The 23,788-nt window shown below is 31.8% G+C and carries 27 protein-coding genes; 13 read left to right on the forward strand and 14 right to left on the reverse strand.

Going from position 1 to position 23,788, the window contains the following annotated elements; genetic code table 11:
* The first annotated feature begins 1 nt into the window (after window position 1).
* The 10 genes from GKZ86_RS03740 (at window position 2) to GKZ86_RS03785 (ending at window position 9,845) form a co-directional block, all read left to right on the forward strand.
* Window positions 2-523, forward strand: a complete 522-nt coding sequence (locus GKZ86_RS03740; RefSeq protein ID WP_154781775.1) for a hypothetical protein — start codon at window positions 2-4, stop codon at window positions 521-523.
* A 19-nt stretch (window positions 524-542) separates the two neighbouring features.
* Window positions 543-1,733 carry an enoyl-ACP reductase FabV gene (fabV, locus tag GKZ86_RS03745; protein WP_154781776.1) on the forward strand — a complete coding sequence of 397 codons (1,191 nt, stop codon included), beginning with the start codon at window positions 543-545 and terminating at the stop codon, window positions 1,731-1,733.
* Between the two features lie 123 nt (window positions 1,734-1,856).
* Entirely contained in the window at window positions 1,857-2,855 is a 999-nt protein-coding gene (locus tag GKZ86_RS03750; RefSeq protein WP_154781777.1) for a glycosyltransferase family 2 protein, read from the forward strand.
* Window position 2,856: 1 nt separating this feature from the next.
* The gene (gene coaE / locus GKZ86_RS03755) at window positions 2,857-3,453 is read left to right on the forward strand and encodes a dephospho-CoA kinase (RefSeq protein ID WP_154781778.1); all 597 of its coding nucleotides are present in this window, start codon (window positions 2,857-2,859) and stop codon (window positions 3,451-3,453) included.
* Window positions 3,454-3,512: 59 nt separating this feature from the next.
* The gene (locus GKZ86_RS03760; RefSeq protein ID WP_154781779.1) at window positions 3,513-5,099 is read left to right on the forward strand and encodes a sensor histidine kinase KdpD; all 1,587 of its coding nucleotides are present in this window, start codon (window positions 3,513-3,515) and stop codon (window positions 5,097-5,099) included.
* Window positions 5,100-5,102: 3 nt separating this feature from the next.
* Window positions 5,103-5,819, forward strand: a complete 717-nt coding sequence (locus GKZ86_RS03765) for a response regulator transcription factor (protein ID WP_154781780.1) — start codon at window positions 5,103-5,105, stop codon at window positions 5,817-5,819.
* Window positions 5,820-6,549: 730 nt separating this feature from the next.
* Complete coding sequence (locus GKZ86_RS03770) at window positions 6,550-7,941, forward strand: RtcB family protein (protein WP_154781781.1); 1,392 nt, start codon at window positions 6,550-6,552, stop codon at window positions 7,939-7,941.
* A gap of 12 nt (window positions 7,942-7,953) precedes the next feature.
* Window positions 7,954-8,559 (forward strand): hypothetical protein, encoded by a 606-nt coding sequence (locus GKZ86_RS03775; protein WP_154781782.1) that lies wholly within the window; start codon window positions 7,954-7,956, stop codon window positions 8,557-8,559.
* On the forward strand, window positions 8,547-9,236 hold the full coding sequence (gene prfH / locus GKZ86_RS03780; protein ID WP_154781783.1) for a peptide chain release factor H: 690 nt from the start codon (window positions 8,547-8,549) through the stop codon (window positions 9,234-9,236). The genes GKZ86_RS03775 and prfH overlap by 13 nt, the downstream gene beginning before the upstream one ends.
* Before the next feature lie 75 nt (window positions 9,237-9,311).
* The gene (locus tag GKZ86_RS03785) at window positions 9,312-9,845 is read left to right on the forward strand and encodes a hypothetical protein (RefSeq protein WP_154781784.1); all 534 of its coding nucleotides are present in this window, start codon (window positions 9,312-9,314) and stop codon (window positions 9,843-9,845) included.
* Window positions 9,846-10,021: 176 nt separating this feature from the next.
* On the opposite strand, the gene GKZ86_RS03790 is transcribed toward GKZ86_RS03785, so the two are convergent.
* From GKZ86_RS03790 to GKZ86_RS03825, 8 genes are all read right to left on the reverse strand, one after another.
* Window positions 10,022-10,768 (reverse strand): acyl-[acyl-carrier-protein] thioesterase, encoded by a 747-nt coding sequence (locus GKZ86_RS03790; protein ID WP_154781785.1) that lies wholly within the window; start codon window positions 10,766-10,768, stop codon window positions 10,022-10,024.
* 58 nt (window positions 10,769-10,826) lie between these two features.
* Complete coding sequence (gene miaA / locus GKZ86_RS03795; RefSeq protein ID WP_154781786.1) at window positions 10,827-11,747, reverse strand: tRNA (adenosine(37)-N6)-dimethylallyltransferase MiaA; 921 nt, start codon at window positions 11,745-11,747, stop codon at window positions 10,827-10,829.
* 153 nt (window positions 11,748-11,900) lie between these two features.
* On the reverse strand, window positions 11,901-12,740 hold the full coding sequence (locus GKZ86_RS03800) for an ion transporter (protein WP_154781787.1): 840 nt from the start codon (window positions 12,738-12,740) through the stop codon (window positions 11,901-11,903).
* A gap of 30 nt (window positions 12,741-12,770) precedes the next feature.
* Window positions 12,771-14,132, reverse strand: coding sequence for an exonuclease domain-containing protein (locus tag GKZ86_RS03805; protein WP_154781788.1), 1,362 nt, complete (start codon window positions 14,130-14,132; stop codon window positions 12,771-12,773).
* Window positions 14,133-14,216: 84 nt separating this feature from the next.
* Window positions 14,217-14,894 carry a YggS family pyridoxal phosphate-dependent enzyme gene (locus tag GKZ86_RS03810; RefSeq protein WP_154781789.1) on the reverse strand — a complete coding sequence of 226 codons (678 nt, stop codon included), beginning with the start codon at window positions 14,892-14,894 and terminating at the stop codon, window positions 14,217-14,219.
* Complete coding sequence (locus GKZ86_RS03815) at window positions 14,891-15,478, reverse strand: hypothetical protein (RefSeq protein ID WP_154781790.1); 588 nt, start codon at window positions 15,476-15,478, stop codon at window positions 14,891-14,893. The genes GKZ86_RS03810 and GKZ86_RS03815 overlap by 4 nt, the downstream gene beginning before the upstream one ends.
* Window positions 15,479-15,496: 18 nt before the next feature.
* On the reverse strand, window positions 15,497-16,384 hold the full coding sequence (locus GKZ86_RS03820) for a 3-hydroxyacyl-CoA dehydrogenase family protein (RefSeq protein WP_154781791.1): 888 nt from the start codon (window positions 16,382-16,384) through the stop codon (window positions 15,497-15,499).
* A gap of 91 nt (window positions 16,385-16,475) precedes the next feature.
* The gene (locus GKZ86_RS03825; protein WP_154781792.1) at window positions 16,476-17,441 is read right to left on the reverse strand and encodes a Gfo/Idh/MocA family protein; all 966 of its coding nucleotides are present in this window, start codon (window positions 17,439-17,441) and stop codon (window positions 16,476-16,478) included.
* 143 nt (window positions 17,442-17,584) lie between these two features.
* Between GKZ86_RS03825 and GKZ86_RS03830 the strand changes: the two genes are divergently transcribed.
* Window positions 17,585-18,226 (forward strand): protein-L-isoaspartate(D-aspartate) O-methyltransferase, encoded by a 642-nt coding sequence (locus tag GKZ86_RS03830; RefSeq protein WP_035680659.1) that lies wholly within the window; start codon window positions 17,585-17,587, stop codon window positions 18,224-18,226.
* Window positions 18,227-18,254: 28 nt separating this feature from the next.
* On the opposite strand, the gene GKZ86_RS03835 is transcribed toward GKZ86_RS03830, so the two are convergent.
* From GKZ86_RS03835 to smpB, 3 genes are all read right to left on the reverse strand, one after another.
* Entirely contained in the window at window positions 18,255-19,304 is a 1,050-nt protein-coding gene (locus tag GKZ86_RS03835) for a Fic family protein (protein ID WP_194632443.1), read from the reverse strand.
* An 83-nt stretch (window positions 19,305-19,387) separates the two neighbouring features.
* Window positions 19,388-20,026, reverse strand: a complete 639-nt coding sequence (locus GKZ86_RS03840; protein WP_154781793.1) for a hypothetical protein — start codon at window positions 20,024-20,026, stop codon at window positions 19,388-19,390.
* A gap of 65 nt (window positions 20,027-20,091) precedes the next feature.
* The gene (gene smpB, locus GKZ86_RS03845; RefSeq protein WP_154781794.1) at window positions 20,092-20,547 is read right to left on the reverse strand and encodes an SsrA-binding protein SmpB; all 456 of its coding nucleotides are present in this window, start codon (window positions 20,545-20,547) and stop codon (window positions 20,092-20,094) included.
* Window positions 20,548-20,684: 137 nt separating this feature from the next.
* Here smpB and GKZ86_RS03850 point away from each other — a divergent pair, with 137 nt between their 5' ends.
* Complete coding sequence (locus GKZ86_RS03850) at window positions 20,685-21,323, forward strand: outer membrane beta-barrel protein (protein ID WP_154781795.1); 639 nt, start codon at window positions 20,685-20,687, stop codon at window positions 21,321-21,323.
* Between the two features lie 95 nt (window positions 21,324-21,418).
* Window positions 21,419-21,646 (forward strand): VF530 family DNA-binding protein, encoded by a 228-nt coding sequence (locus GKZ86_RS03855; RefSeq protein WP_154781796.1) that lies wholly within the window; start codon window positions 21,419-21,421, stop codon window positions 21,644-21,646.
* Here GKZ86_RS03855 and GKZ86_RS03860 read toward each other — a convergent pair whose 3' ends face one another.
* From GKZ86_RS03860 to GKZ86_RS03870, 3 genes are all read right to left on the reverse strand, one after another.
* Window positions 21,647-22,201 (reverse strand): DUF3575 domain-containing protein, encoded by a 555-nt coding sequence (locus GKZ86_RS03860; protein ID WP_154781797.1) that lies wholly within the window; start codon window positions 22,199-22,201, stop codon window positions 21,647-21,649. It lies immediately after the preceding gene.
* A 134-nt stretch (window positions 22,202-22,335) separates the two neighbouring features.
* A complete protein-coding gene (locus GKZ86_RS03865; protein ID WP_154781798.1) occupies window positions 22,336-22,884 on the reverse strand; it encodes a GNAT family N-acetyltransferase in 549 nt (182 codons plus the stop codon).
* Between the two features lie 8 nt (window positions 22,885-22,892).
* Window positions 22,893-23,744 carry an aldose 1-epimerase family protein gene (locus tag GKZ86_RS03870; protein WP_154781799.1) on the reverse strand — a complete coding sequence of 284 codons (852 nt, stop codon included), beginning with the start codon at window positions 23,742-23,744 and terminating at the stop codon, window positions 22,893-22,895.
* Between the last annotated feature and the right edge of the window lie 44 nt (window positions 23,745-23,788).

Consider the following 23,788-nt stretch of genomic DNA (forward strand, 5'->3'; position numbering starts at 1 on the left):
TATGGAAAGTTTAAGCTTCTACGAAAATCAATTTATTAAAGCAGATTCGTTAATATCTGAAGGAAATATTGCTGATGGTAAAGAAATGCTTGAGGAAATTTTATCTCAATATCCTGATTTTGGAAAGGCTCACAATCATTTAGGATGGATCTATTATAATAAGTTAAGCAATTATGATAAAGGAATTTATCATTATAAACTGGCTATGAAATTTGATCCTAAATATCCAGCGCCTTATTTAAACTACACTTATTTGTTAATTGATATTGGAAGATATGCTGAAGCAAAAGAGCATATTGAATTTACGTTTAAGAATTTAGAAAACGTTGATTACTCATCATTTAACAGTGAATTAGGTAGAATGGCAGAGTACGAAAGCGAATATACTCCTGCTTATAACTATTATAAATTAGCCAAGAAAAATGCGTTAAACCCAAATTTTATTGACAATATGAATGCCAACATGAAAAGGGTTAAAGATAAAATGAGTATTTTTGAAAAATTAAAACTGAAACTGAATTAATACGATAAATAATTACAAGATGATTATAGAACCTAGAATGAGAGGATTTATTTGTTTGACTGCTCACCCAAAAGGAAGCGAACAAAACGTAAAAAATCAAATAGAATATATAAAATCAAAAGGTCCAATTCAAGGAGCTAAAAAAGTACTGGTTATTGGTGCTTCTACAGGTTTCGGATTGGCTTCAAGAATCACAAGTGCTTTCGGATCTGATGCAGCTACAATTGGAGTGTTTTTTGAAAAACCGCCAGTTGAAGGAAAAACAGCTTCTCCGGGTTGGTATAATTCAGCAGCTTTTGAAACAGAAGCTCATAAAGCAGGTTTATATGCAAAAAGTATCAATGGAGATGCTTTTTCAAATGAAATAAAGAGACAGACTTTAGATTTAATAAAAGCTGATTTAGGTCAGGTTGATTTAATTATTTACAGTTTAGCTTCGCCAGTTCGTCAACATCCTGTAACAGGAGTTTTGCACCGTTCTGTTCTAAAACCAATCGGACAAACGTTTACGAACAAAACAGTAGATTTTCATACAGGAAACGTTACTGAAGTTTCTATTGCACCGGCAAATGAAGAAGATATTGAAAATACTGTTGCAGTAATGGGCGGTGAAGACTGGACAATGTGGATTGATGCTTTAAAAGCTGAAAATTTATTGGCAGAAGGAGCTACAACAGTTGCTTATTCTTATATCGGGCCATCATTGACAGAAGCAGTTTACCGTAAAGGTACAATTGGTCGTGCAAAAGATCATTTAGAAGCTACAGCATTCTCTATTACAGATAGTTTAAAATCTATTGGTGGTAAAGCTTATGTTTCTGTAAACAAAGCTTTGGTAACACAAGCAAGTTCAGCAATTCCGGTAATTCCATTATATATTTCTCTTTTATATAAAATTATGAAAGAAGAAGGAATTCATGAAGGTTGTATCGAGCAAATTCAACGTTTGTTTCAAGACAGATTATACAATGGATCTGAAGTTCCTGTTGATGAAAAAGGAAGAATCAGAATCGACGATTGGGAAATGCGCGAAGATGTCCAGGCAAAAGTGGCTAAACTTTGGTTAGAAGCAACTACAGAAACCCTACCGGCAATTGGAGATTTGGCAGGATATAGAAATGATTTCCTTAATTTATTTGGATTTGAATTTGCAGGAGTTGATTATAAAGCTGAAGCAAATGAAGTTGTTGAAATTGAAAGCATAAAATAATTATAAATTAGTGCCATATATGAAAACCATTCGTCTCTACGAATGGTTTTTTTATGAATATAACATATCTTTGTTAAAATTTTAAAGTTTAAAACAACTGCTACTTAATACGCATATTCCACTATGATTTTTTCTTTAATTATACCCGTGTATAATCGCCCGGATGAAGTTGATGAACTATTAGAAAGTTTGTCAAAATCTGATTATAATGAAGCTTTTGAAATTGTTCTAATAGAAGATGGTTCGTCAATTCCTTGTAAAGATGTTGTAATGACATATCAGGGAAAACTGAATATTGCCTATTATTTTAAGGAAAATTCAGGACCAGGAGATTCAAGAAATTTTGGAATGCAGAAGGCGAGAGGTGATTACTTTATCATTTTTGATTCAGATTGTATCATTCCGCCAAATTATTTGACAGAAGTTTACAAGGAATTGAATAGAAAATATGTTGATTGTTTTGGTGGCCCAGACAGAGCGCTGGCCAGTTTTTCGAATATTCAGAAAGCGATTAATTTTGCTATGACTTCATTTTTGACTACAGGCGGAATTCGTGGAGGATCAGAAAAGATTAATAAATTTCAGCCACGAAGTTTTAATATGGGAATTTCGAAAAAAGCTTTTGAAGCTTCAAAAGGTTTTGGCAACATTCATCCGGGCGAAGATCCCGATTTATCTATTCGTTTATGGAATCTTGGGTTTGAAACAAGACTGTTTCCAGAGGCTTTTGTGTATCATAAACGCAGAATTGACTGGGAAAAATTCTCTGTTCAGGTAAATAAATTTGGCAAGGCAAGACCTATATTAAATAGCTGGTATCCAGAACACAATAAGCTTACTTTTTTCTTTCCGACTGCTTTTTTATTAGGCTTATTATTAGCTTTTTTACTGTTAATTTTCAATATTGATATATTATTACAATTATATTTCGTATATTTCGTTATAATTTTTCTTACAGCAAGTATTCAAAACAGAAGTTTAAGAATTGGGTATTTGTCTGTAATAGCAGTTTGGAAACAATTTTATGGTTACGGAACGGGATTTTTAGAATCATTTATAAAAATTATCCTTCTAAAGAAAAAACCACAAGAAGCTTTTCCTCGTATGTTTTTTAAAGTATAATATGACAAAAGTTATTGGCTTAACGGGCGGAATTGGCAGCGGAAAAACAACAATTGCCAATTATTTTAGTGAATTGGGAGTTCCTGTTTATATTGCTGATGATGGAGCCAAAAAAGTCATGCAGTCTGAAAGTATTATAAATGAAATAAAAAAAGTATTTGGCGAAGGTCTTTTTGAAAATGATATTTTAAACAGAGCTAAGCTTGCCGAAATTGTTTTTAATGATAAAGATAAACTTGCACAATTAAATGCAATCGTTCATCCGGCAGTAAAAAATGATTTTGAGGTATGGTTATTGCAACATAAAAATTACGAATATATAATATATGAAGTTGCTATTTTATTTGAAAGTGGCAGATATAAAGATTGCGATCTTATAATAACAGTTACTGCCCCGGAAGAAACTAGAATTGAAAGAGTCTTAAAGCGCGACAATACCACACGTGAGCAGGTTTTAAGCAGAATGCAAATGCAATGGAGTGATGAAAACAGAATTTCCAGAAGCAATTTTGTTATTAATAACGATAATCTTAAAAATGCCAGAAAAGAAGTTGTTAAAATTCTTAAAATATTGAATATTAAACAAAATCAGTCTTAAATGTTAATATTTGGTTAATGTATTATTTAGTATATTGTTAAAATATTAATTTTGTTTCGATGAATAAATTATTTTTTAGAATACTTGTTTTGTTGATGAGCTTGTCTTTAATCGGGATAATTCTTGTCCAGGTATTTTGGTTCAACTCTTCGTTCAAAAATAATGACGAACAATTTAAATACCACGTTACACAGGTTATTGGCAATGTTGCTGATAAACTTGAACAGCAGGAAGAATACAGTTTTTACGATAAATACAACCGTATAAAAGACAGTACTGGCAAAATTCCTAAAAAAGAAGATCTACTAGAGGTTCTTTATGTTCAGAGAAATACAAAAACAAATAAAACGATTGTATATTCTAATACACTTACTTCTGAAGATTATGATATAAGCGGATCGCTTTTTAATAAAAAATTCAGCAGTGAGAGATTTAAAAATTTCAGTTCAAAACGAGTAACAGAAGTTTACAATAATAATAACGGTATCGATAATAATGCTTTGGGACAAAGTATTATACCAGACTTAAAGATAGAAAAATCCGGTAGTTTAGATATTTTAAATAAAGTTCAGCAACAGATTCAGTATAAGGATATTGCTTCTCTAACTCCTATCGAAGGGAGAATTACAAAAGATAAGCTACATAAACTATTACGTAAAGAGCTGGAAGAATATGGTGTAAAAACCAAGTTTGAATTTGGAGTTCTTAATAGCGGTTTGGCAACAAAGATAAAATCTGATGGTTTTCATTATGATAAAGATGCGAGTTACCATATACCAATATATACTGATAATGAAGGAAATAGTAAATATGAATTATTCATTACGTTCCCTCATAAAAAGAAGTTCTTATTATCAGAATTATTAAGCATAACTATATTATCAATCATTTTTACACTGATTATAATTATAGCTTATACAAGTGCATTGAACCAATTATTACGTCAAAAACATATTTCTGAAATCAAAACAGATTTTATAAATAATATGACGCATGAGTTTAAAACTCCAATTGCGACAATAAATTTAGCGCTTGATGCGATAAAGAATCCAAAGATTATTGAAGATAAAGAAAAGGTTTATCGATATCTTCAAATGATTAGGGATGAAAACAAAAGAATGCACGCTCAGGTTGAAAACGTTCTTCGTATTTCTAAATTAGAAAAAAGAGAACTTGATATTACAAAAGAACCTACTGCAATTCATGATATTATTGATGATGCAATTGAGCACGTAAATTTAATTTTAGAAGACAGACAAGGAACTGTTGTAAAGCACTATAATGCTGCCAGAACAACATCTTTGATAAATGAAGTACATTTTACGAATGTCTTGGTTAATATTTTAGAAAATGCCATAAAATATTCTCCGGATGTTCCTGAAATTGAAATTTTTACAGAGAATGTTAAAGACATGATTCTGATAAAAGTTAAAGATAATGGCCTAGGTATGAGTAAAATTGCTCAAAAAAGAGTTTTTGAGAAATTTTACAGAGAACACACAGGAGATTTACATAACGTAAAAGGGCACGGTTTGGGTCTTGCGTATGTAAAAAGGATAGTTGAGGATCACAATGGTCAAGTATATGTTGAAAGCGAAAAAGGAAAAGGTAGCACCTTTATAATAAAAATACCATTAATAAATTAAAATATGGAAAATAATAACAAAAGAATACTTTTAGTAGAAGATGACCTTAATTTTGGGGCAGTTCTTAAAGATTATCTAATGTTAAATGACTTTGAAGTTACTTTAGCTAAAAACGGTATGGAAGGTTTCGAGAAATTCAAGAAGGACGTATATGATTTATGTATTCTTGACGTAATGATGCCTTATAAAGATGGTTATACTTTAGCAAAAGAGATTAGAGAAAAAAATAGCGAAGTGCCAATTATTTTCTTGACTGCAAAATCTATGAAAGAAGATGTGCTAAAAGGATACAAAGCGGGTGCTGATGATTATTTGAATAAACCTTTTGATTCAGAAGTTTTATTGATGAAAATCAAAGCGATCATTCAAAGAAAATCTGCAGATACAAAAGCAGAACAAGTTCAGTTTGAGTTTAATATTGGTAAATTCCACTTAAATTCTAAACTTAGATTTTTAACTTTCGAAAATGATGAGCCAATAAAATTATCTCCAAAAGAGAATGAATTGCTTAAAATGTTGATTCTTCATGAAAATGATTTAATGCCAAGAGAATTAGCATTAACAAAAATCTGGAGAGATGATAACTACTTTACTTCAAGAAGTATGGACGTTTACATTGCAAAATTAAGAAAATATCTAAAATCTGACGAAGATGTTGAAATTTTAAACATTCACGGTGAAGGTTTCAGATTAGTTGTTAAAAGCAAAGTAACAGAATAAAACAGAAACAAACTAGTTCATCCAAAAAATCAAAAAGCTCTGAGAAATCAGGGCTTTTTTTTTGTGCTTAAAAATGTTTTGCATTTTGTGTCATTTCGACGAAGGAGAAATCACACTAGAAACTCCGCACAGGTTGTCGCCAATCTTTGTAGATATACGAGTGTGATTTCTCCCTTCGGTCGAAATGACACAGATAATGTGGAATTTTAAAAGCCATTTCTTGCTGTCTGAATAATTTTTTTTCTTGGTGAAGAAAAAAAAAAGATATTACTTTTTTAAAGTATAAGTATTTGGTTTGTAGATTTATAATGTGTTTTTTCGAACTCAAAAAACACCTCATTTATTTTTTTACACGAATTTTTTTAATAATAATTTGGAAAATCAAAAAACTATTCTGAATATTTGCAGACGAAAAAAATAATAATAACCCTTTAATAACGAAGAAAATGTTTGTATTTACATCATCATCTCAAAGCTTCACACCAAACGAATTTTGTGCAGCGCTTCTTCGTGGCTTATTTCAATCTTAGAAATTCATTTTTAGATATATAAAAAAGCCCGAAGACATTTAGTTTCGGGCTTTTTTTATTCTAGACACTTCAAATTTTCCCGAATAATCGATTTATTATTTATCCCAAAAGGATAAAAGATTCCGCACGCTTATCTTATTCAAACTATTCAGTTTTGGAAAGCATCAGCTTGCACAACAACAAGAATAATTAAACAATTTATGGGAAATAAATTATCCGGAAAAGACCTGATTAAATTAGGCTTTCCTAAAAACAATTCAATAAACATAGCCTTAGGGCAAATAAACAGATATAGAAAAAGAGAAAAAAAAGAATCTATTCTAACAGAAGCAAAAGAGGTTTTACTGCACCCTGAAAAATTTGAAGGAGACGGAACCTGGGGAAAAGTTGCCGAAGGTTTAATAAAGCCGGTTCAGGTAAGGATGCATCAGCTTAAAACAACAAGAGTTCCTTTTACGATTTTTGGAGAAAATGAAATTGACGAACAAGCTAAGTTTCAATTGTATGATTCATTAAAATTACCAATTTCAGTTGCAGGCGCTTTAATGCCGGATGCACATTCAGGTTACGGATTACCAATTGGTGGCGTATTAGCAACAGATAATGCTGTTATTCCATACGGAGTTGGAGTAGATATTGGCTGCCGAATGAGTCTGTCAATTTTTGATATACCGGCTTCTTATTTCAAAGGAAAAGAGCATCAATTGCAGGCAATTTTAAAAGATAATACCAAATTTGGAATGAATGAAACTCACGCGACAAAAGCAGATCATGATGTTTTTTATAAAAGTGAATTTCAGGATATTCCACTCTTAAAGAACCTTTTACCAAAAGCCTATAAACAATTGGGAAGTTCCGGCGGAGGAAATCATTTTGTTGAGTTTGGTATTGCAAAGATTGATAATCCTGAAAACGAATGGAAGTTGGGAGCAGGTGAGTATTTTGCTGTATTGTCACACAGTGGTTCTCGTGGTTTAGGTGCAAACATTGCTAAACATTACACGTATTTAGCCACTAAACAATGCCCGTTGCCAAGAAATGTGCAGCATTTGGCCTGGCTTGATTTGAACACACATGACGGACAAGAATATTGGCTGGCAATGAATTTAGCAGGAGAATATGCTAAAGCGTGTCATGATGATATTCATAGAAGAATCGCCAAAGCAATAGGAAAAAGAGTAGTGGTAACGATAGAAAACCATCACAATTTTGCCTGGAAAGAAATGGTCGACGGCAAAGAATGTATTGTACACAGAAAAGGCGCAACGCCCGCTGCTGAAGGTCAGCTTGGCATAATTCCGGGTTCTATGACGGCTCCGGGATATATTGTGAAAGGAAAAGGAAATGCAGCAAGTTTAAATTCGGCCTCGCATGGGGCAGGACGTTTGTTTTCGAGATCAAAATGCAAAAGTACTTTCACGCAAAGTGATATTAAAAAAGTATTGAAAGCGAATGATGTAACCTTAATTGGGGGAAATATAGACGAAGCTCCAATGGCTTACAAAGACATTACAAAAGTAATGGGAAATCAAACGGATTTGGTTGAAGTTTTGGGAACTTTTACACCGAGAATTGTTAGAATGGACCGATAAAAGATAAAGATTATGGAAAGATTTCAAGATGAAAACAAATGGTTGGCAAGCTTTGGAAATATTGTAAATATTAAGTGCCCTAAATGTACTTTACAAGCAGTTGTAAAAAGAACATTTGAATCTGAATTTTATTATAGAGATAAAAAAATTTTAGAATGTAAAAATTGCCATTATTCAGTAAAAGAAGGTATAGTAAAATACAGAGCATATGTAGATGCCTATTGTTGTAACAATGAAGATAAAATAAAGTTTAAGTCGCAATTGCTAAATGAAAAGCCACATAAAATTAAATTAAAATGCTTGATATGTAATGAGATTAAAGAGTTTACACCTTATATTGAGGAGGTTCGTTTTGTTTTAAATTCAGATACTGCAGTAGTCAGGGAAGGTTGTTTTAATGCTGAATTATGGTATCAGAAAGAATTTGATGAATCAATTTTTTGGGCATTTAATTTAGAGCATATTAATTATCTGGAAAGATATATTAAAGCAGAATTACGTGAGAGAAGCAATAAAGGAAGTTCTAGCGGAAGCCTAATTTCAAGACTTCCAAAATTTGTAAAAGAAGCAAAAAATAGACAAAAGCTTCTTAAAATTATAGAAAGATGGAAAAAATAATTCAGATAACAGCGGGTCGCGGACCTGCAGAATGCACTTGGGTTGTCGCCCAAGTGCTTAAAAAAGTTTTGGAGGAAGCGCAAGAACAACATTTAGAAGTAATTCTGCTTCAAAGAGAAGTAGGTGACGAAAACGGAACTATTGAAACAGCAACTATCTCTGTAAAAGGAAAAAATGTGGATCAGTTTGTGAGTTCATGGGTTGGAACAATTCAATGGATTGGTCAGAGTCAGTTTAGAAAAATGCACAAACGTAAAAACTGGTTTATTGGCATTTTTGAAATTGAACCGCAAAAAAACGCATCAATTTTAGAAAATGATATTCAATATCAGGCCATGCGTAGTTCAGGCGCGGGCGGACAACATGTTAACAAAGTGAGTTCTGCGATTAGAGCAACTCACATTCCCACAGGAATTGCAGTTGTTTCTATGGACAGCCGTTCGCAACATCAAAACAAAAAACTGGCGACAGAAAGATTATTAAAAAAATTAGAAGACGAAAAATTAATTCAACTTAAGAATCACGTTGGAAAACAATGGGAAAATCAGCTCAATATTGAACGGGGAAATCCGGTTAGGGTTTTTACCGGAAGTGATTTCAAAAAGAATAAAGTTGAGAAAAACTACAAAGGAACTCGTCAGAAATTAAAAAACGATTTACGAAATGAGCATAATTAAAAACTTGGTCACAAAAAACAATGATGATATGCGAATTATATGTGACCAAAAAAACAATAAATATCGACACATAAAATGAAAACAATTGATAAATACCTTTTTCAGGCTTTGGATAACTATCCATATTCGCTTGAAGAAACGATTGAATCTTTAGATTATGCTTTTTCTTATGATGCAAAAAATACAATGGTTTTGTGTTTGTACGGAAGAATTCAGGCAGAACAATTAATGAATTATGAAGAGGCAAAAACCTATTTTCAGGAAGCTTTAGCGATTAATATTCATGCTCTTGAAGTGTATCCGTACTATTTAAAGACATTGATTTTAAATGAAGATTACGAAGAAGCACAAAAATTAATCGATTTTGCTTTGACGGTGAAAGGAATCAATAAATCAGAAATTTATATTAAGAAAGCAATTCTTTTAGAAGCGCAAAACGAATTTAAAAAAGCATTGAAAGAAATTAAAAATGCGAAACTTCATTTGTTGCAATTTAATTATGAATCTGATATTATAGATGTTGAGAAGAGAATTGAAAATAAAATTGATTTGCTTAAAAAGAAGAAAGAGAAGAAATCTAAAAAAGGTTCTAAAAAGAAATCGAAATGATTTTAATAAAAAAACGATGCAAATTGCATCGTTTTTTTATTGATTGCAATTTCCTGCAAGGTTTTCAAAACCTTGTAGGTTTGCCATTTAAATTGTGATATCGAAATTTAAATCAAATGCTTACAAATGTAAATACCTACAAGGTTTTGAAAAACTTGCAGGAATGGGATCGGAATTTATTTCCAATGTAATTCTAAGGCAAAACACGTTTTCTCGCCTTTTGTAATACTGAATATTGCAGTCGTATGATCGTCGTCTTCACTTTCATGAATTACGACATTATCTTTTAAAGAAAGCTCTTTCATGAAATTCATTTCAAAGCTTTTAACTTCTTGTTTTAGAATTCTTTTTGGTTCTACATGATCTAGACACCACTCTAAATATTTTACATTATTAACGTGATTTACAATGTCTAAATCTGATAAATAAACTATTTTTTCAAAAACAGCTTCTTTTTCATGATTGATGTTTATTTTCGAAAACCCTTCTGTTGTAGCTCTTTTTTCAGGAAATAATTCGAAATGTTCGTATGGTAAAGCTAATGCTTCGGGGCGACGAATTTGGGTATTAAATACTGCCCAATACGTTTCGCAGCCTACAATTTTCTTTCCGTTTACATACATTTCAAGCGCACGTACAGAACGTGAATTTTCTAAACTGTTGATCCATGTTTTTACGGTTACAACATCCTGCCATTTTGGTAAAGCGGTGATTTCGACACGCATTCTGCTTAAAACCCAGGCTTGATGAAATTCCTGCATATCAAAAAAACTAATGCCTCCAACTTCAGAATGTGCCGCTGCTGTTAATTGTAAAATATTACATAAATCGGTATATTTTAAATAACCGTTTGGTGTGCATTGCGTGAAATTGATTTCCCAGTCTTTACTTAAAACGGACGTGAAATTTGGAGATATTGGCATTTTTTAATTTTTTTTTTAGAGAATAGAAGATAGAATAAAGAGGATAGATTTTTGATTTTTACTTTAGAATATTTTCTATGTAAGCTATTATTTCTTTTCTGTCTGTCGCGTAATCAAACCATTTTGTGTTTTCGTTTCTTTTGAACCACGTTAATTGCCTTTTGGAGAATCTTCTTGTATTTTTTTTAATTTCTTCTATGGCAAATGGCAACGTGAATTCTTCGTCAAAATAACTAAATAATTCTCTATAACCAACGGTTTGAAGCGCATTTAACGCTTTATTTGGATATAAAGATTTTGCTTCTTCCAGCAATCCTTCGTTCATCATAATGTCAACGCGTTGGTTAATACGGTTGTAAATGATTTCTCTGTCAGCATCAAGACCAATTAGAATAGGAGTGAAGTTTCTATTGTTTTTCTTCTGATTTAGAAATGATGAATACGGTTTTTGAGTTCCGATGCAAACTTCTACAAAACGCATCATTCGTTGTGGGTTTTGAAGTGTTTGTGGATTTTCTACTTTAATTTTTTGATAATATTCCGGATCTAAGTGTTGCAATTGTTCCTGAAGATATTCAATTCCGAGTTTTTCGTAATTTGAATTTACTTCTGATCGTATTTCGGGATCTATTTCAGGAAATTCATCAAAACCTTTTAAAATAGCATCAACATACAAACCGGAACCTCCAATTAAAATTGCAAAATCATTATTTTGATATAATTCTTCTAATTTTAAAAGTGCTTCTTTTTCGTAATCGCCAACGGTATAATTTTCAAAAATCGATTTATTTTGAATGAAATGGTGTTTTGCTGAGTTTAATTCTTGGTGATTGGGAACTGCAGTTCCAATGGTCATTTCTTTAAAAAACTGACGGCTGTCACAAGATATTATTTCGCATTTAAAATGCTGTGCCAAAGCAATACTTAAGGCAGTTTTGCCTATAGCTGTTGGTCCGACAATAGTGATTAAGTACTTCATATTTTTTTAGCCCAGATGGAAGCGAAAACCCCGGACTTATGTTTGTTAGTTTTTTTGGTATAAAAGAGCGACTTTAGAAGCTCCTTTTATGGCTTAAAAAAACAACAAAGATAAGGAGGAGTTGGAGCGTACAGCTGGAAATAGCTCCTTAAATTAATTATTTGGTAGTTCGGTTCCGCATTGATAACAATATTTTGCATTATCAAAATGGAGTTGAGAATTACATTTTTTGCATTGTTTTTTTCCACTTACAGCATTGTTTTTAAGACTGCTTTTTGCGAATTCAGCCGTTACAATTCCGGTTGGAACGGCAATTATTCCGTAACCCAAAATCATGACTAAAGAAGCAACGAATTGTCCGAGTGGTGTTTGTGGCGAAATGTCTCCGTAACCAACTGTTGTTAAGGTTACAATTGTCCAATAAATGCTCATTGGAATACTTGTAAAACCTGATTCCCGGCCTTCAATTAAATACATTATTGAGCCAATTATTACGGTGCTTATAAGTACAAAATAAATGAATACAAGAATTTTTTCTTTACTGGCTTCAATTGCTTCGCGCAGTTGTACTGATTGATGTGATATTTGTGGTATATGCAAGATTTTGAATAACCTGAAAAAACGTAACGCTCTTACTATAGAAAGTATACTTGCTCCGGGAAAAAATATTGATAAATACATGGGTAAAACGGCAAGTAAATCGATAATTCCGTAGAAACTAAAGATGTATTTTACTGGTTTTTGTATTGAAATGATTCGTAAGATATATTCGATCGTAAAAAATACGGTAATAATCCATTCGCAAATAATAAGTTGAGTGTGGTATTTTTGGTTGATTCCCTGAACGGTTTCCATCATTATCAAAATGACACTCAAAAGTATTAATCCCAACAAAACCAAGTCGAACATTCGGCCTAAAATAGTATTAGTACCGTAAAGAACGACTTTGATTTTCTCTCTAAAAATTTCGTATTTCGATTTCATTTTTCTCATAATAACAAAGATAATGAAAGTTTAGGTGTGTTAAAAATGAAGAATTTTAAGCGATTTGCTTTTACGAATGTGATTTTGAATAATGTTCTTAACATCACGATTATTCTGCATCGGAATTAAAATATTCTTCAGAATATCAATATTTGTAATTTGATAATTCAAATCGTAATATGCATAACCTTTATAAACACCGTTTTCGATTAGAATTGCACTTCTTTCGTTTACATTTCTGCCTCTGTCCAACAAAATCATGCTTTTATTTTCAAAACTGTTTTCAGCAATAAATTCCTGTACTCTGGCATTGTAGATTTCCTTGGTAATTTCGCCAATACAAGCGCCGTCACATTCTTTAATTTTATATTGAAAGCATTCTTTTTTAGTCTGGTAAAGCCCGGTTAACTTTTGGCACAAATGGTATTTTGCAGTAAACTTAAATAATGCATTTTTACCTTCTTGTAAGCTGGTGTAAGAAGTAATTTCTTTTTTACGTCCATCTGCTTTTTCCAGCTTTAAGTTTAAATAACCATTGGCATCTTTCTCAACATATAACGCAAACGGAAAATTAGTTTTTCGTTGTGAGCGATTGTATTTTGGCCTGTTTATTTTTATTTCTTCGCTTTCTTTTAATAATGCGAGTAATTCACTGCCGGTTTCATCATAAGTAATGGTAAAAACTTCGGCTTGTATTTTTTTACTTTTGGTTGTAATTCCGGTAAAATGCTGATTGACTCTTTTTTTGATATTTTGACTTTTGCCAATGTAAATTAAAGTTCCACTTTGGTTATGTATATAATATACACCGGTTTTAGCGGGCATTTGACCTACCAAATCGAGTAATTTTGGAGCAATTCCTTTTTCGACTTCTAACTTTATAAAATCTTTTACAATAGTTTTTTCTAAGTCTTTTTCAAGAAGCATCTTGAACAACTTTGTAGTTGCCATAGCGTCTCCGCTGGCACGATGTCTGTCTGCCATCGGAATTCCTAATGCACGAACTAATTTTCCTAAACTATAGGATGGCTGCTCCGGAATTAATTTTTTGGCAAGTTCTACTGTGCAAAGTGTTCTGGCTTCGAAATCATAACCTAAACGTCTAAATTCAGTTCGTAAAATTCGGTAATCGAAAGAAGCGTTGTGGGCTACAATAATACAATCTGAAGTGATTTCTATAATTCGTTTGGCTACTTCAAAAAATTTAGGTGCAGAATGCAACATAGCATTATTTATCCCGGTTAATTTCACCACGAAAGGCTGAATCGGAATTTCAGGATTAACGAGGCTAATAAATTGATCCACTACTTCGTGACCGTCAAATTTATAAATGGCGATTTCTGTAATTCCCTCTTCATTAAACTGGCCTCCAGTTGTTTCTATGTCTAGTATTGCGTACAAATTCAGTATTCAGTCTCAGTTTTAGTAATCAGTTTTGCGTATAGATTCACCGAAGTGTCTCTTACTATAAGTGGTCTTTGATAATCAACGACCTCCAAAAATGCTGCTTCCAATGCGAACCATTGTACTTCCAGATTCTATTGCTAATTGGTAATCTCCTGACATTCCCATTGAAATTGTCGAAAAATTATCTAATGCAGGGGATTGCAGTGTGCTTTTTTGTTGTTCTATTGAATCAAAAATAGATTTTAAATGTGTAAATTCTTTTTTAATCTGGTTTTGGTTTTCTGTGAAGGTCGCCATTCCCATTAAACCTAAGATACGAATGTTTTTCAATTCTATCAACTCTGATGAAGATAATAATTCATTTAATTCATTTTCATCCAAACCAAATTTAGATTCTTCTTCAGCAATATATATTTGAAGAAGGCAATCTATTGTTCTGTTGTTTTTTAAAGCTTGTTTGTTGATTTCCTGTAATAATTTCAAACTGTCAACTCCGTGAATCAAATTTACATAAGGCGCCATAAATTTGACTTTATTTGACTGTACATGACCAATCATATGCCATTGAATGTCTTTTGGCATTTGTTCCCATTTCTCCGTCATTTCCTGGATCTTGTTTTCTCCAAAAATGCGCTGCCCGGCTTCGTAGGCTTGCATTAAGTCTGAAACTGGTTTGGTTTTAGAAACTGCAACTAGAGTTACGTGTTCAGGAAGTGCTGATTTTATTTGAATCAGATTTTGCTTTATTGCACTCATTTTCGATTGTAAATCTTTAATATTTCATTATTTTTTTCGTTCACCCAGCTTTTTACATTAATGAAAGAACTTTTTATTTCTTTTGGATCGTCTAATTCTGCAAGACTCAAGCTGAATGTTTCTGAAATATCTTCTTTATTCTTTTCTGATTTAATAATTCTAATTTTTACATAAAAAAGCGATGTTTTAAAATAATAAAACTCACCATAAATATTTTCAGTATATGCATTTTCGTAGTGAATTCCCTGATGAAATTCTCCTTTTATTAAATTAGTGTATTTATCAAAATTATATCTTCTCTGTTCTATTTGTGATAATGCATTGTATTTCTCTTCATTAAAATGATGCTGATAAAGATCGTATGAGAAACCTCCGCTTCCGTTTAAAATTTTTGTTTTTTTTCTCTTTTCTTTAATTTCTAAAGTTGCGCCTATTTTTCCTTCAGAAATTATATATCTGCCATTTTTTTCAGAGATGCTATCAATTTCATGAATTGTAAACTGTTTATTAGAATTTGGATCTGTGTTTTGAGATATACAAATTGTTACTGTAAAATACACAAAAATTAAAAACAGATTCCTCATAATTGTTTAGATTATTTTCTAAATAAACTGCTTCGAAATTTTCTCTGCTTTTTTGCTTTCGCTGTAATCGTAAAAACCTTCACCAGATTTTACACCCAGCTTTCCGGCTCTAACCATATTTACTAAAAGTGGGCAAGGAGCGTATTTTGGATTTTTGAAACCTTCGTACATTACATTTAAAATAGCAAGACAAACATCAAGACCAATAAAATCAGCCAACTGAAGCGGTCCCATTGGGTGTCCCATTCCTAATTTCATTACGGTATCAATTTCATAAACACCAGCAACTTTGTTGTATAATGTTTCGATTGCTTCATTAAGCATTGGCATTAAAATTCTGTTGGCAACGAATCCTGGATAATCATTTACTTCAACAGGTGTTTTACCTAATTTTTCAGATAAATCCATGATGATTTTAGTGACTTCATCGCTGGTATTGTATCCGCGAATAATTTCAACCAATTTCATAATTGGCACCGGATTCATAAAATGCATTCCGATAACACGTTCAGGATGTGCAACAACGGCTCCAATTTGTGTAATGGAAATTGAAGAAGTATTGGTTGCTAAAATTGTATTGTGAGAACAAGCTTCGTTTAATTGTTTAAAAATGTTCAGTTTTAACTCTACATTTTCTGTAGCAGCTTCAACTACTAGATCAACACCAACAACACCATCTTTTATATCTGTATAGGTAATAATATTGGTGATTGTTTTGGCAACATCTTCTTGGGTAATTGTTCCTTTAGACAGCATTCTGTCTAAGTTTGCGGCAATAGTTGCCATTCCTTTATCTAATGATTTCTCAGAAACATCAATTAGTTTTACAGTAAAACCACTTTGTGCAAAAGTATGAGCAATTCCGTTACCCATTGTTCCTGCACCAATTACAGCTATAGTTTTCATTTGATTTTGGTATTTTAATTTTAAAAGTTAAGGTTTAAAGTGACTTTTTTGCCAACTTTAAACCTTAAAAATAATGAGTTATATTTTTGTATTATTTATCGAAGCAATCTATAATTTGATAGGCTACTCGTAAGGCATCTGTAGCTTGTTCAAGCGTTACAACCGGAGTTGTATTTGTATTTATTGCATGTGCAAAAGATTCTAATTCGTCAAGAATTGCATTGTTTTGCTCTACGTCAGGATTTGTAAAATAGATTTGTTTTTTTACACCTTCCGCATTTTGCAGGATCATATCAAAATCTCCAGGAACTTCCGGAGCATCTTTCATACGAACAACTTCACATTTTTTCTCCAGAAAATCTACTGAAATGTAAGCGTCTTTTTGAAAGAAACGTGTTTTACGCATGTTTTTCATCGAAATTCTGCTTGCCGTTAAATTGGCAACACAACCATTTTCGAATTCAATTCTTGCATTGGCAATATCAGGAGTTTCACTAATAACTGAAACACCACTTGCGTTAATATTTTTAACTTTTGAATTAACAACACTCAAAATAGCATCAATATCATGAATCATTAAATCCAGAACTACAGGAACATCAGTACCACGCGGATTAAACTCGGCCAAACGATGCGTTTCTATAAACATCGGATTTTCGATCATGTTTTTTGTTGCAATAAATGCTGGATTAAATCGCTCGACATGACCAACTTGTCCTTTTACGTTGTATTCTTTTGCTAAAGCAATAATTTCTTCTGCTTCTTCAACGGTATTGGCAATTGGTTTTTCTATAAAGATATGTTTACCTGATTTGATTGCTACTTTGGCACATTTGTAGTGTGAAAGTGTTGGCGTTACAATATCGATGACATCGACAGCGTGTATTAATTTTGCAATTGTGCTGAAGTTTTTATAACCAAATTCTTTTGAAATTCTTTCGGCATTTTCCTGATTTTCGTCGTAAAATCCAACTAATTCGTATTTGTCAGATTGTTGTAATAAGCGTAAATGTATTTTACCAAGATGACCAGCACCTAAAACTCCTACTTTTAACATGAGAATGTATTTTAAACAAAAATAGAATTTATTTGTTGAATGTAAAAATGAATGCAATAAAGATTTAGCGATTTAATAATTAAAAATCAATATTTGATTTCTTTTTTAGTTTCTTATTTTTGCAAAAATAAAACCTGCCCATTTTGAAAGATACCGCAAAACATCAAGGACTTCGTAATCAATTAGTAAGCACTTTAGAACAAAAAGGAATTACTGACAGAGCGGTTTTGGACGCCATAAAAAAAATCCCAAGACACCTTTTTTTAAATTCAAGTTTTGAAGATTATGCTTATCAGGATAAGGCATTTCCCATTGGCGCAGGACAAACTATTTCTCAGCCTTACACAGTTGCTTTTCAATCTCAGTTATTAGAAGTTAAAAAAGAACATAAAATTCTGGAAATAGGAACAGGTTCAGGTTATCAAACTGCTGTTTTGTGCATGTTGGGCGCTAAAGTTTATAGCATTGAAAGACAAAATGAATTGTTTAAACAAACCTCAAATTTGTTTCCGAAATTGAATATTCGTCCAAAACATTTGTCTTTTGGAGACGGTTATAAAGGATTACCAAGTTATGCACCGTTTGATAGTATTATCGTTACGGCTGGCGCTCCTTTTATTCCGCAACCATTAATGGCGCAGTTAAAAATTGGCGGAAGGCTTGTTATTCCGTTAGGAGAAGATGTTCAGATTATGACTTTATTAATCAGGAAAAACGAAACTCAATTTGAAAAACATGAGTTTGGAGAGTTTCGATTTGTTCCTTTATTAGAAGATAAAAATTAAAAAGAAAAGCCCATTGAGTTGGGCTTTTTTATTGTGTCAGCATTGCAATGTATTTTTCTAAACTTTCTTTCTCAGTCTGAGCAATAAAAAGCAAAAAATCTTCTTTATCTTTTTTGGTTTGAGCTGTTTCTAATGCTTGATAATATCGCATTCGATTTTCATAATCTCCTTTTATATTAGCAATTACATAACCTTTTTGCATTAAAATTAAATTCATTATTAATCGGGAAGTTCTTCCGTTTCCATCAATAAAAGGATGAATTGTAACTAATCTTTCATGCATTTCTGCAGCTAAAATTACCGGATGTAATTTGTTTTTATTGATTTCGTACCAAATAAAATATTCTTCTATTTCCTGAGTAACCATCAAAGGTTGTGGAGGCATATAGTTGCTGCCCTGAATCATAACCTGAACTTTACGATAACGACCTGCGTCTTCGGGAATAATTCCTCTCAAAATTAAATTATGAATAGATAGAAGATCACGTTCGTTTAAAGAATTGTTTTTATTCATTAAATCTTTAATAAAAGCAATAGCTTCGTGATGATTTATCGCTTCCAGATGCTCTCTCATACTTTTTCCTGAAATAGTCAAACCTTCATTAATGACCATATCAGTTTCGCGAAGTGTCATTGTATTTCCTTCAATTCTATTGCTTTCAAAGGTATATTCAAGTTCGAATACCTGCTTAATTTTGTCACTGTCAAATTGCTTATAAGAATCTAGTTTATCTTTTAAGGCATCGATCTCTTTTAGGATTTTTTCTAAAGATGTTGATAATTTTAAATTTGATGCAGCTTTGTTGTATTTAATTTCATCTTCTGCAAGTTTTAGTGCTTTCAAAGCAAACTCATCATTGCCAATTTCATAAAGAATTTTTTCTTTAAGCCATGCAATCATCAGAGTTTCATAATCGATTTCTAGAAGTTGAGAAAGTTTAGAAATTTGCTCTCGGGTTGGTTTTCTTGTTCCGGATTCAAATTTGCTAATTAATGCCTGATCAATGCCAAGTATTTGTGCGACTTCACGGGTTTTTAAACCTTTTTGCTCCCGTCCATTTTTTAAAAGTGATTTCACGATGGTAATTTAAGTCTTGACAAAATTAGTCATTATACGATTTCAAAAAAAAGCAATATTCTAGATATTGCTTTTCTATTCTGTTATTTTTTAGGCAAAGAACCGTCTTTTCTCATTTCTGCCACAACTGCCTGCATAATAGCATCTACAGTTTGACCAACATCTGTTACATATTCAGATTTTGTAGTTCCCGTCCAGATAAGCTTATTCTCTTTTAATGAAAATATATTTGTTTCTACCATATATGATGTAGTTTCCTGATAATATCCCGGGTCATAAAAAGTTGGAGAATACATGCCGTACCAATTTCCAAAACCATAACCATACATACCTGTGTACATTCCATCAAAACCTCCATAATACATTCCGGTATATGTTCCTGGAACATAGTTGGTTTCCTTGTCGATACTTACTAATCGCATTGTAATAACGCCATCAAAATTTTCGTCTTGTAAAATTTTTAATTTTTGTTCCTTAGTAAGATTTGAAGTGGTTTCGTTTAAATACTGATAAGATGTTTTGAATATAGCATTACCGGCGGCAATTCTATTTTCAGCGACTCTTCTTGACGCTTCATCTTTTAATAAAACAACAACTAATACTTTTTTAAAATGTTCCTGAGCTACTGTAATTTTAGGATCTCTCCAACTGCTAACAATAGAAGTATTACTGCCGCAACTCAAAAACATAAGAAATACTAATAAAATTAAATACCTTTTCATATCCTATACAATTAAATTGTAGTAAAAATAAGTGTAAAATTCTAAAATACAGGCTGTTGAGTAAATTAATTGTATGCCTTCTTAATTCGGTCTAAGTCGCGTTTAGTGTCTTGTTCTTTTAGAGATTCGCGTTTGTCGTAGTTTTTCTTTCCTTTACAAAGTCCGATTTGCAATTTTGCAAGACCTTTTTCATTTGTAAATAATTTCAAAGGAACAATAGTTAATCCTTTAGCCTGAACACTTTTATGAAGGCTTTTCAATTCTTTTCTATTTAGAAGCAATTTTCTTTCGCTTCTTGATTTATGATTGAACTGGTTTCCAAACGAATATTCTTCGATATAAGTATTTATCGCAAAAAGTTCAAGATTACTAAATTCACAAAAGCTTTCAGTAATATTAGCTTTCCCTAATCTTATAGATTTAATTTCAGTTCCGGACAAAACGATTCCGGCAGTATAGGTGTCGATTATCTCATAATCAAATCGAGCTCTCTTATTAAGTATATTGACTGTTTTTAACATAAGTACAAATGTAAACAAAATTGAAAAACTTTTCAGTTTAAGATAATTAAAGATTTTTATCAATCTATGATTTTAATCATTCTGAAGAAAAAACCTTACTACTAAGTTTGTTAAATAATTTAAAAAATAAAACAGAAATGAAAAAGATTTTAACATTTATTAGCTTTGTATTGGTAGGTTTAACGATGAATGCCCAAGATACAAATCAAGGTCTAAAAGGAGCATGGTTTGCAACATCGCAATTTGGTTATCAGCAGACAAAATCTCCTGAATTAAAAAGTACAAATTTAGCTGTTCTTCCAATAGTTGGTACGTTCATAACTCCATCGGTAGCAGTTGGTGCTGGTATTGGTTATATTAATATTAAAGCAGATTCTGAAGTAGGAACAGTTGCTAAAACAGATTTATTCGTTTTTCAACCCTTGGCAAGAAAATATTGGAATGTAGCTGGTTCATTATACTTCTTCGGACAGGCAGCAATACCAGTAATTACCGGAAAAGAAAAAGAAAGCGGATTAAAAGTTAATCAGGTAGGATTGTCAGTATCAGGAGGTTTTGACTATTTTGTAACAAAAAACTTCTCAGTTGAGTTCTCTTATGATTTGGCCAATTTTACTTCAACAACTCTTAAACCTGAGAATGGGGAAAAAACAACGGTTACAAATTTTGGACTGGCTCATGTTGCAAATGTAGATCCATTTTATAATACGGCTATGGCAGGAAGTAATCCAAACTTAACATCTCCGCTTTCTTTTGGATTTAAATTTATATTCTAATTAATTCCAATTGATTTAGAATTCAATTTACTAATTTTGTAAAAAAACAAAGACCATACTTTTTTGAGTATGGTCTTTTTAATATTATTTATAAAATGCAAAATCAATCTAAAGATCCTTTACACGGAATTACGCTTCAATCTATATTAGAAAAATTAGTAGCGCATTATGGTTTTGATACTTTGTCAGAATTAATTCCGATAAAATGTTTTACATCAAATCCCAGTGTAAAATCGAGTCTTACTTTTTTAAGAAAAACCGATTGGGCACGCAAGAAGGTTGAAGAGTTGTATGTAAAATCTCTTCCTAAACTGACCAATTAATTATAATTTATACGAAAGCATTACGCCGCCACGGTACGGAAGCCATTCGCCGCTTTTGTTCCAATTAGGAGCTTTTTCATACCTTCCGGGAGTTCCATCGTTATAAAGACCATGATAAAAACCTTGGTGCCAGCCGCCGCCTGCAAAAATATCTAACAAGAATTTATCGTTTATTTTAATATTGTATCCTATTGTAACCCCTAATCTGTAACCAAAACCGTGTTCGTACATATTTGAGTTAAAATAATTCCATTTTTGTAATTCATAGACATCAGGACCTGCATGGCCACCTACATAAAATCCGTTGTATTTTTCTTTAAAATGATAACGAACTTCAGGAGTTAAAGTATAAAGTTTCATAGGATGGTGCCCATTGAAAGATTCCCAAAAAGAAGCCATAACATCAACACTAAAAGTGGTTTTTTCTCCAATACTTGTTTCAATTCCTATATTCGGTATTGCAATAAGAGCAGTAGCGGCATTAAATTTTAGATAAGTTTGACTTTGTAATTGAATAGAAAATAAAAGTATAAAGAGAATAGATAATTTTTTCATAAGGTGGATTTTCACTGCAAAAAAATAAGTTTTTAGTTACTTATTTAGCTACAAATATAACGCAAAATGAAAGCTTCTATTGTGAAAAAAGAAGATTTAATAGTCTTTCTACTCTATTAAAAAGTATAAAAATTTTATTTATCTAACAATGAGTAAATTACTTTATCTAAAAAACGGCCTTCGTAAAATTCAGATTCTTTAAAATGAGCTTCTTTTACAAAACCACACTTTTGTAATACTTTTTCTGATGCAAAATTTTCAGGATCAATTACAGCTTCGATCGAATGTAATTTTAAATCATCAAAACCATATCGAATTAATCTATTAACAGCTTCAGGAATAATTCCTTTACCATGAAATTCCGGTAATAACATATAACCAATTTCTGCACGATAATTTTCAGGCTGCATTCTGTAATAACCAATAATACCTAATAATTTCGGATTATCTTTTAAAGTAATTCCCCAATTGATACCAACGTTTGTTACGATTTTATCTTCAATCATAGCGATATGTTCCAAAGCATCTTCAGTATTTTTTACCAAAGGTCTCGGGATATATTTCATGGTTTCAGGATTCGAGCGTAATTCAAAAATTTCGTTTACATCTTCAGTAGTAATTCTTCTTAAAAGTAAACGTTCAGTTTCTATAATTGGGAATGGTGTAAAATTGAATTCTAACATCTTAAATCTTATAATATTTGTATACTGAATTTTGAATTGAATTCCTGGTTGGCATCCAAAAGTAAAACTCCTTCTTTTTCGAATAAATCTCCTGAATTATTGGCTGTATCTGAATAACCGAGCCAAGGTTCAATACATATAAACGGAGCTTGTTCTTTTGTCCAGATTCCCAAACTCGGAAAATCTTCAAAATCTACCTTAATATATGGTTTAGAGTTTTCAAGAATAGTAAGCGAATTCGATTCTAGAGTTTTAAAAATTAAAGCATCATTCTCAAATAATTTATAATCTAATGGAACTAAATTATTAGTAGTTTCTAAAACTTTTGTTTTGTCAGATATTAAATCATTCTCCAAAAGATAATACTTCAGCGTTTCTTCCTTTTCAAATTCAAAAGCATAATCTTCAAAATTTTCAGGCAAAGCAATTGCCGGATGCGCTCCAATCGAAAAAGGCATTTTAGTTTTACTCTTGTTAATTACTTTATATTGAATATCTAAAGTAGTTTCTTGAAGTGTGTAAATAAGCTGCAATTCAAATTCAAAAGGATATTTTTTTAAAGTTTCTTCATTCGATTGTAATGAAAAAACGGCACGATTTTCTGTTTTTTCAATCAATTCAAATTCCATATCACGAGCAAAACCATGTCTTGGCAACTGATATTTTTTTTCATTAATTTTATAAGTGTTGTTTTTCAAAGTCCCAACAATAGGAAAAAGAACAGGCGAGTGTTTTCCCCAGAAATCAGGATTACCTTCCCAGATATATTCTTTGTTTTGATTGTCTTTTAAAGAAAATAATTCGGCTCCCGCATGTTTTATAGAAGCTTTAAGTCTTGAATTTGTTATAGTTGTGTTCAAAATAGTATTAATTGAAAAGAATTAGTTTATTATCCTGATGTAAA

This window comes from Flavobacterium sp. LC2016-13, assembly GCF_009707955.1.
Classification (GTDB): domain Bacteria; phylum Bacteroidota; class Bacteroidia; order Flavobacteriales; family Flavobacteriaceae; genus Flavobacterium.

Coding starts and splice junctions, on each gene's coding strand:
- GKZ86_RS03740 (WP_154781775.1), top strand. CDS start 2: ATGGAAAGTTTAAGCTTCTACGAAAATCAATTTATTAAAGCAGATTCG.
- fabV (WP_154781776.1), top strand. CDS start 543: ATGATTATAGAACCTAGAATGAGAGGATTTATTTGTTTGACTGCTCAC.
- GKZ86_RS03750 (WP_154781777.1), top strand. CDS start 1,857: ATGATTTTTTCTTTAATTATACCCGTGTATAATCGCCCGGATGAAGTT.
- coaE (WP_154781778.1), top strand. CDS start 2,857: ATGACAAAAGTTATTGGCTTAACGGGCGGAATTGGCAGCGGAAAAACA.
- GKZ86_RS03760 (WP_154781779.1), top strand. CDS start 3,513: ATGAATAAATTATTTTTTAGAATACTTGTTTTGTTGATGAGCTTGTCT.
- GKZ86_RS03765 (WP_154781780.1), top strand. CDS start 5,103: ATGGAAAATAATAACAAAAGAATACTTTTAGTAGAAGATGACCTTAAT.
- GKZ86_RS03770 (WP_154781781.1), top strand. CDS start 6,550: ATGGGAAATAAATTATCCGGAAAAGACCTGATTAAATTAGGCTTTCCT.
- GKZ86_RS03775 (WP_154781782.1), top strand. CDS start 7,954: ATGGAAAGATTTCAAGATGAAAACAAATGGTTGGCAAGCTTTGGAAAT.
- prfH (WP_154781783.1), top strand. CDS start 8,547: ATGGAAAAAATAATTCAGATAACAGCGGGTCGCGGACCTGCAGAATGC.
- GKZ86_RS03785 (WP_154781784.1), top strand. CDS start 9,312: ATGAAAACAATTGATAAATACCTTTTTCAGGCTTTGGATAACTATCCA.
- GKZ86_RS03790 (WP_154781785.1), bottom strand. CDS start 10,768: ATGCCAATATCTCCAAATTTCACGTCCGTTTTAAGTAAAGACTGGGAA.
- miaA (WP_154781786.1), bottom strand. CDS start 11,747: ATGAAGTACTTAATCACTATTGTCGGACCAACAGCTATAGGCAAAACT.
- GKZ86_RS03800 (WP_154781787.1), bottom strand. CDS start 12,740: ATGAGAAAAATGAAATCGAAATACGAAATTTTTAGAGAGAAAATCAAA.
- GKZ86_RS03810 (WP_154781789.1), bottom strand. CDS start 14,894: ATGAGTGCAATAAAGCAAAATCTGATTCAAATAAAATCAGCACTTCCT.
- GKZ86_RS03815 (WP_154781790.1), bottom strand. CDS start 15,478: ATGAGGAATCTGTTTTTAATTTTTGTGTATTTTACAGTAACAATTTGT.
- GKZ86_RS03820 (WP_154781791.1), bottom strand. CDS start 16,384: ATGAAAACTATAGCTGTAATTGGTGCAGGAACAATGGGTAACGGAATT.
- GKZ86_RS03825 (WP_154781792.1), bottom strand. CDS start 17,441: ATGTTAAAAGTAGGAGTTTTAGGTGCTGGTCATCTTGGTAAAATACAT.
- GKZ86_RS03840 (WP_154781793.1), bottom strand. CDS start 20,026: ATGAAAAGGTATTTAATTTTATTAGTATTTCTTATGTTTTTGAGTTGC.
- smpB (WP_154781794.1), bottom strand. CDS start 20,547: ATGTTAAAAACAGTCAATATACTTAATAAGAGAGCTCGATTTGATTAT.
- GKZ86_RS03850 (WP_154781795.1), top strand. CDS start 20,685: ATGAAAAAGATTTTAACATTTATTAGCTTTGTATTGGTAGGTTTAACG.
- GKZ86_RS03855 (WP_154781796.1), top strand. CDS start 21,419: ATGCAAAATCAATCTAAAGATCCTTTACACGGAATTACGCTTCAATCT.
- GKZ86_RS03860 (WP_154781797.1), bottom strand. CDS start 22,201: ATGAAAAAATTATCTATTCTCTTTATACTTTTATTTTCTATTCAATTA.
- GKZ86_RS03865 (WP_154781798.1), bottom strand. CDS start 22,884: ATGTTAGAATTCAATTTTACACCATTCCCAATTATAGAAACTGAACGT.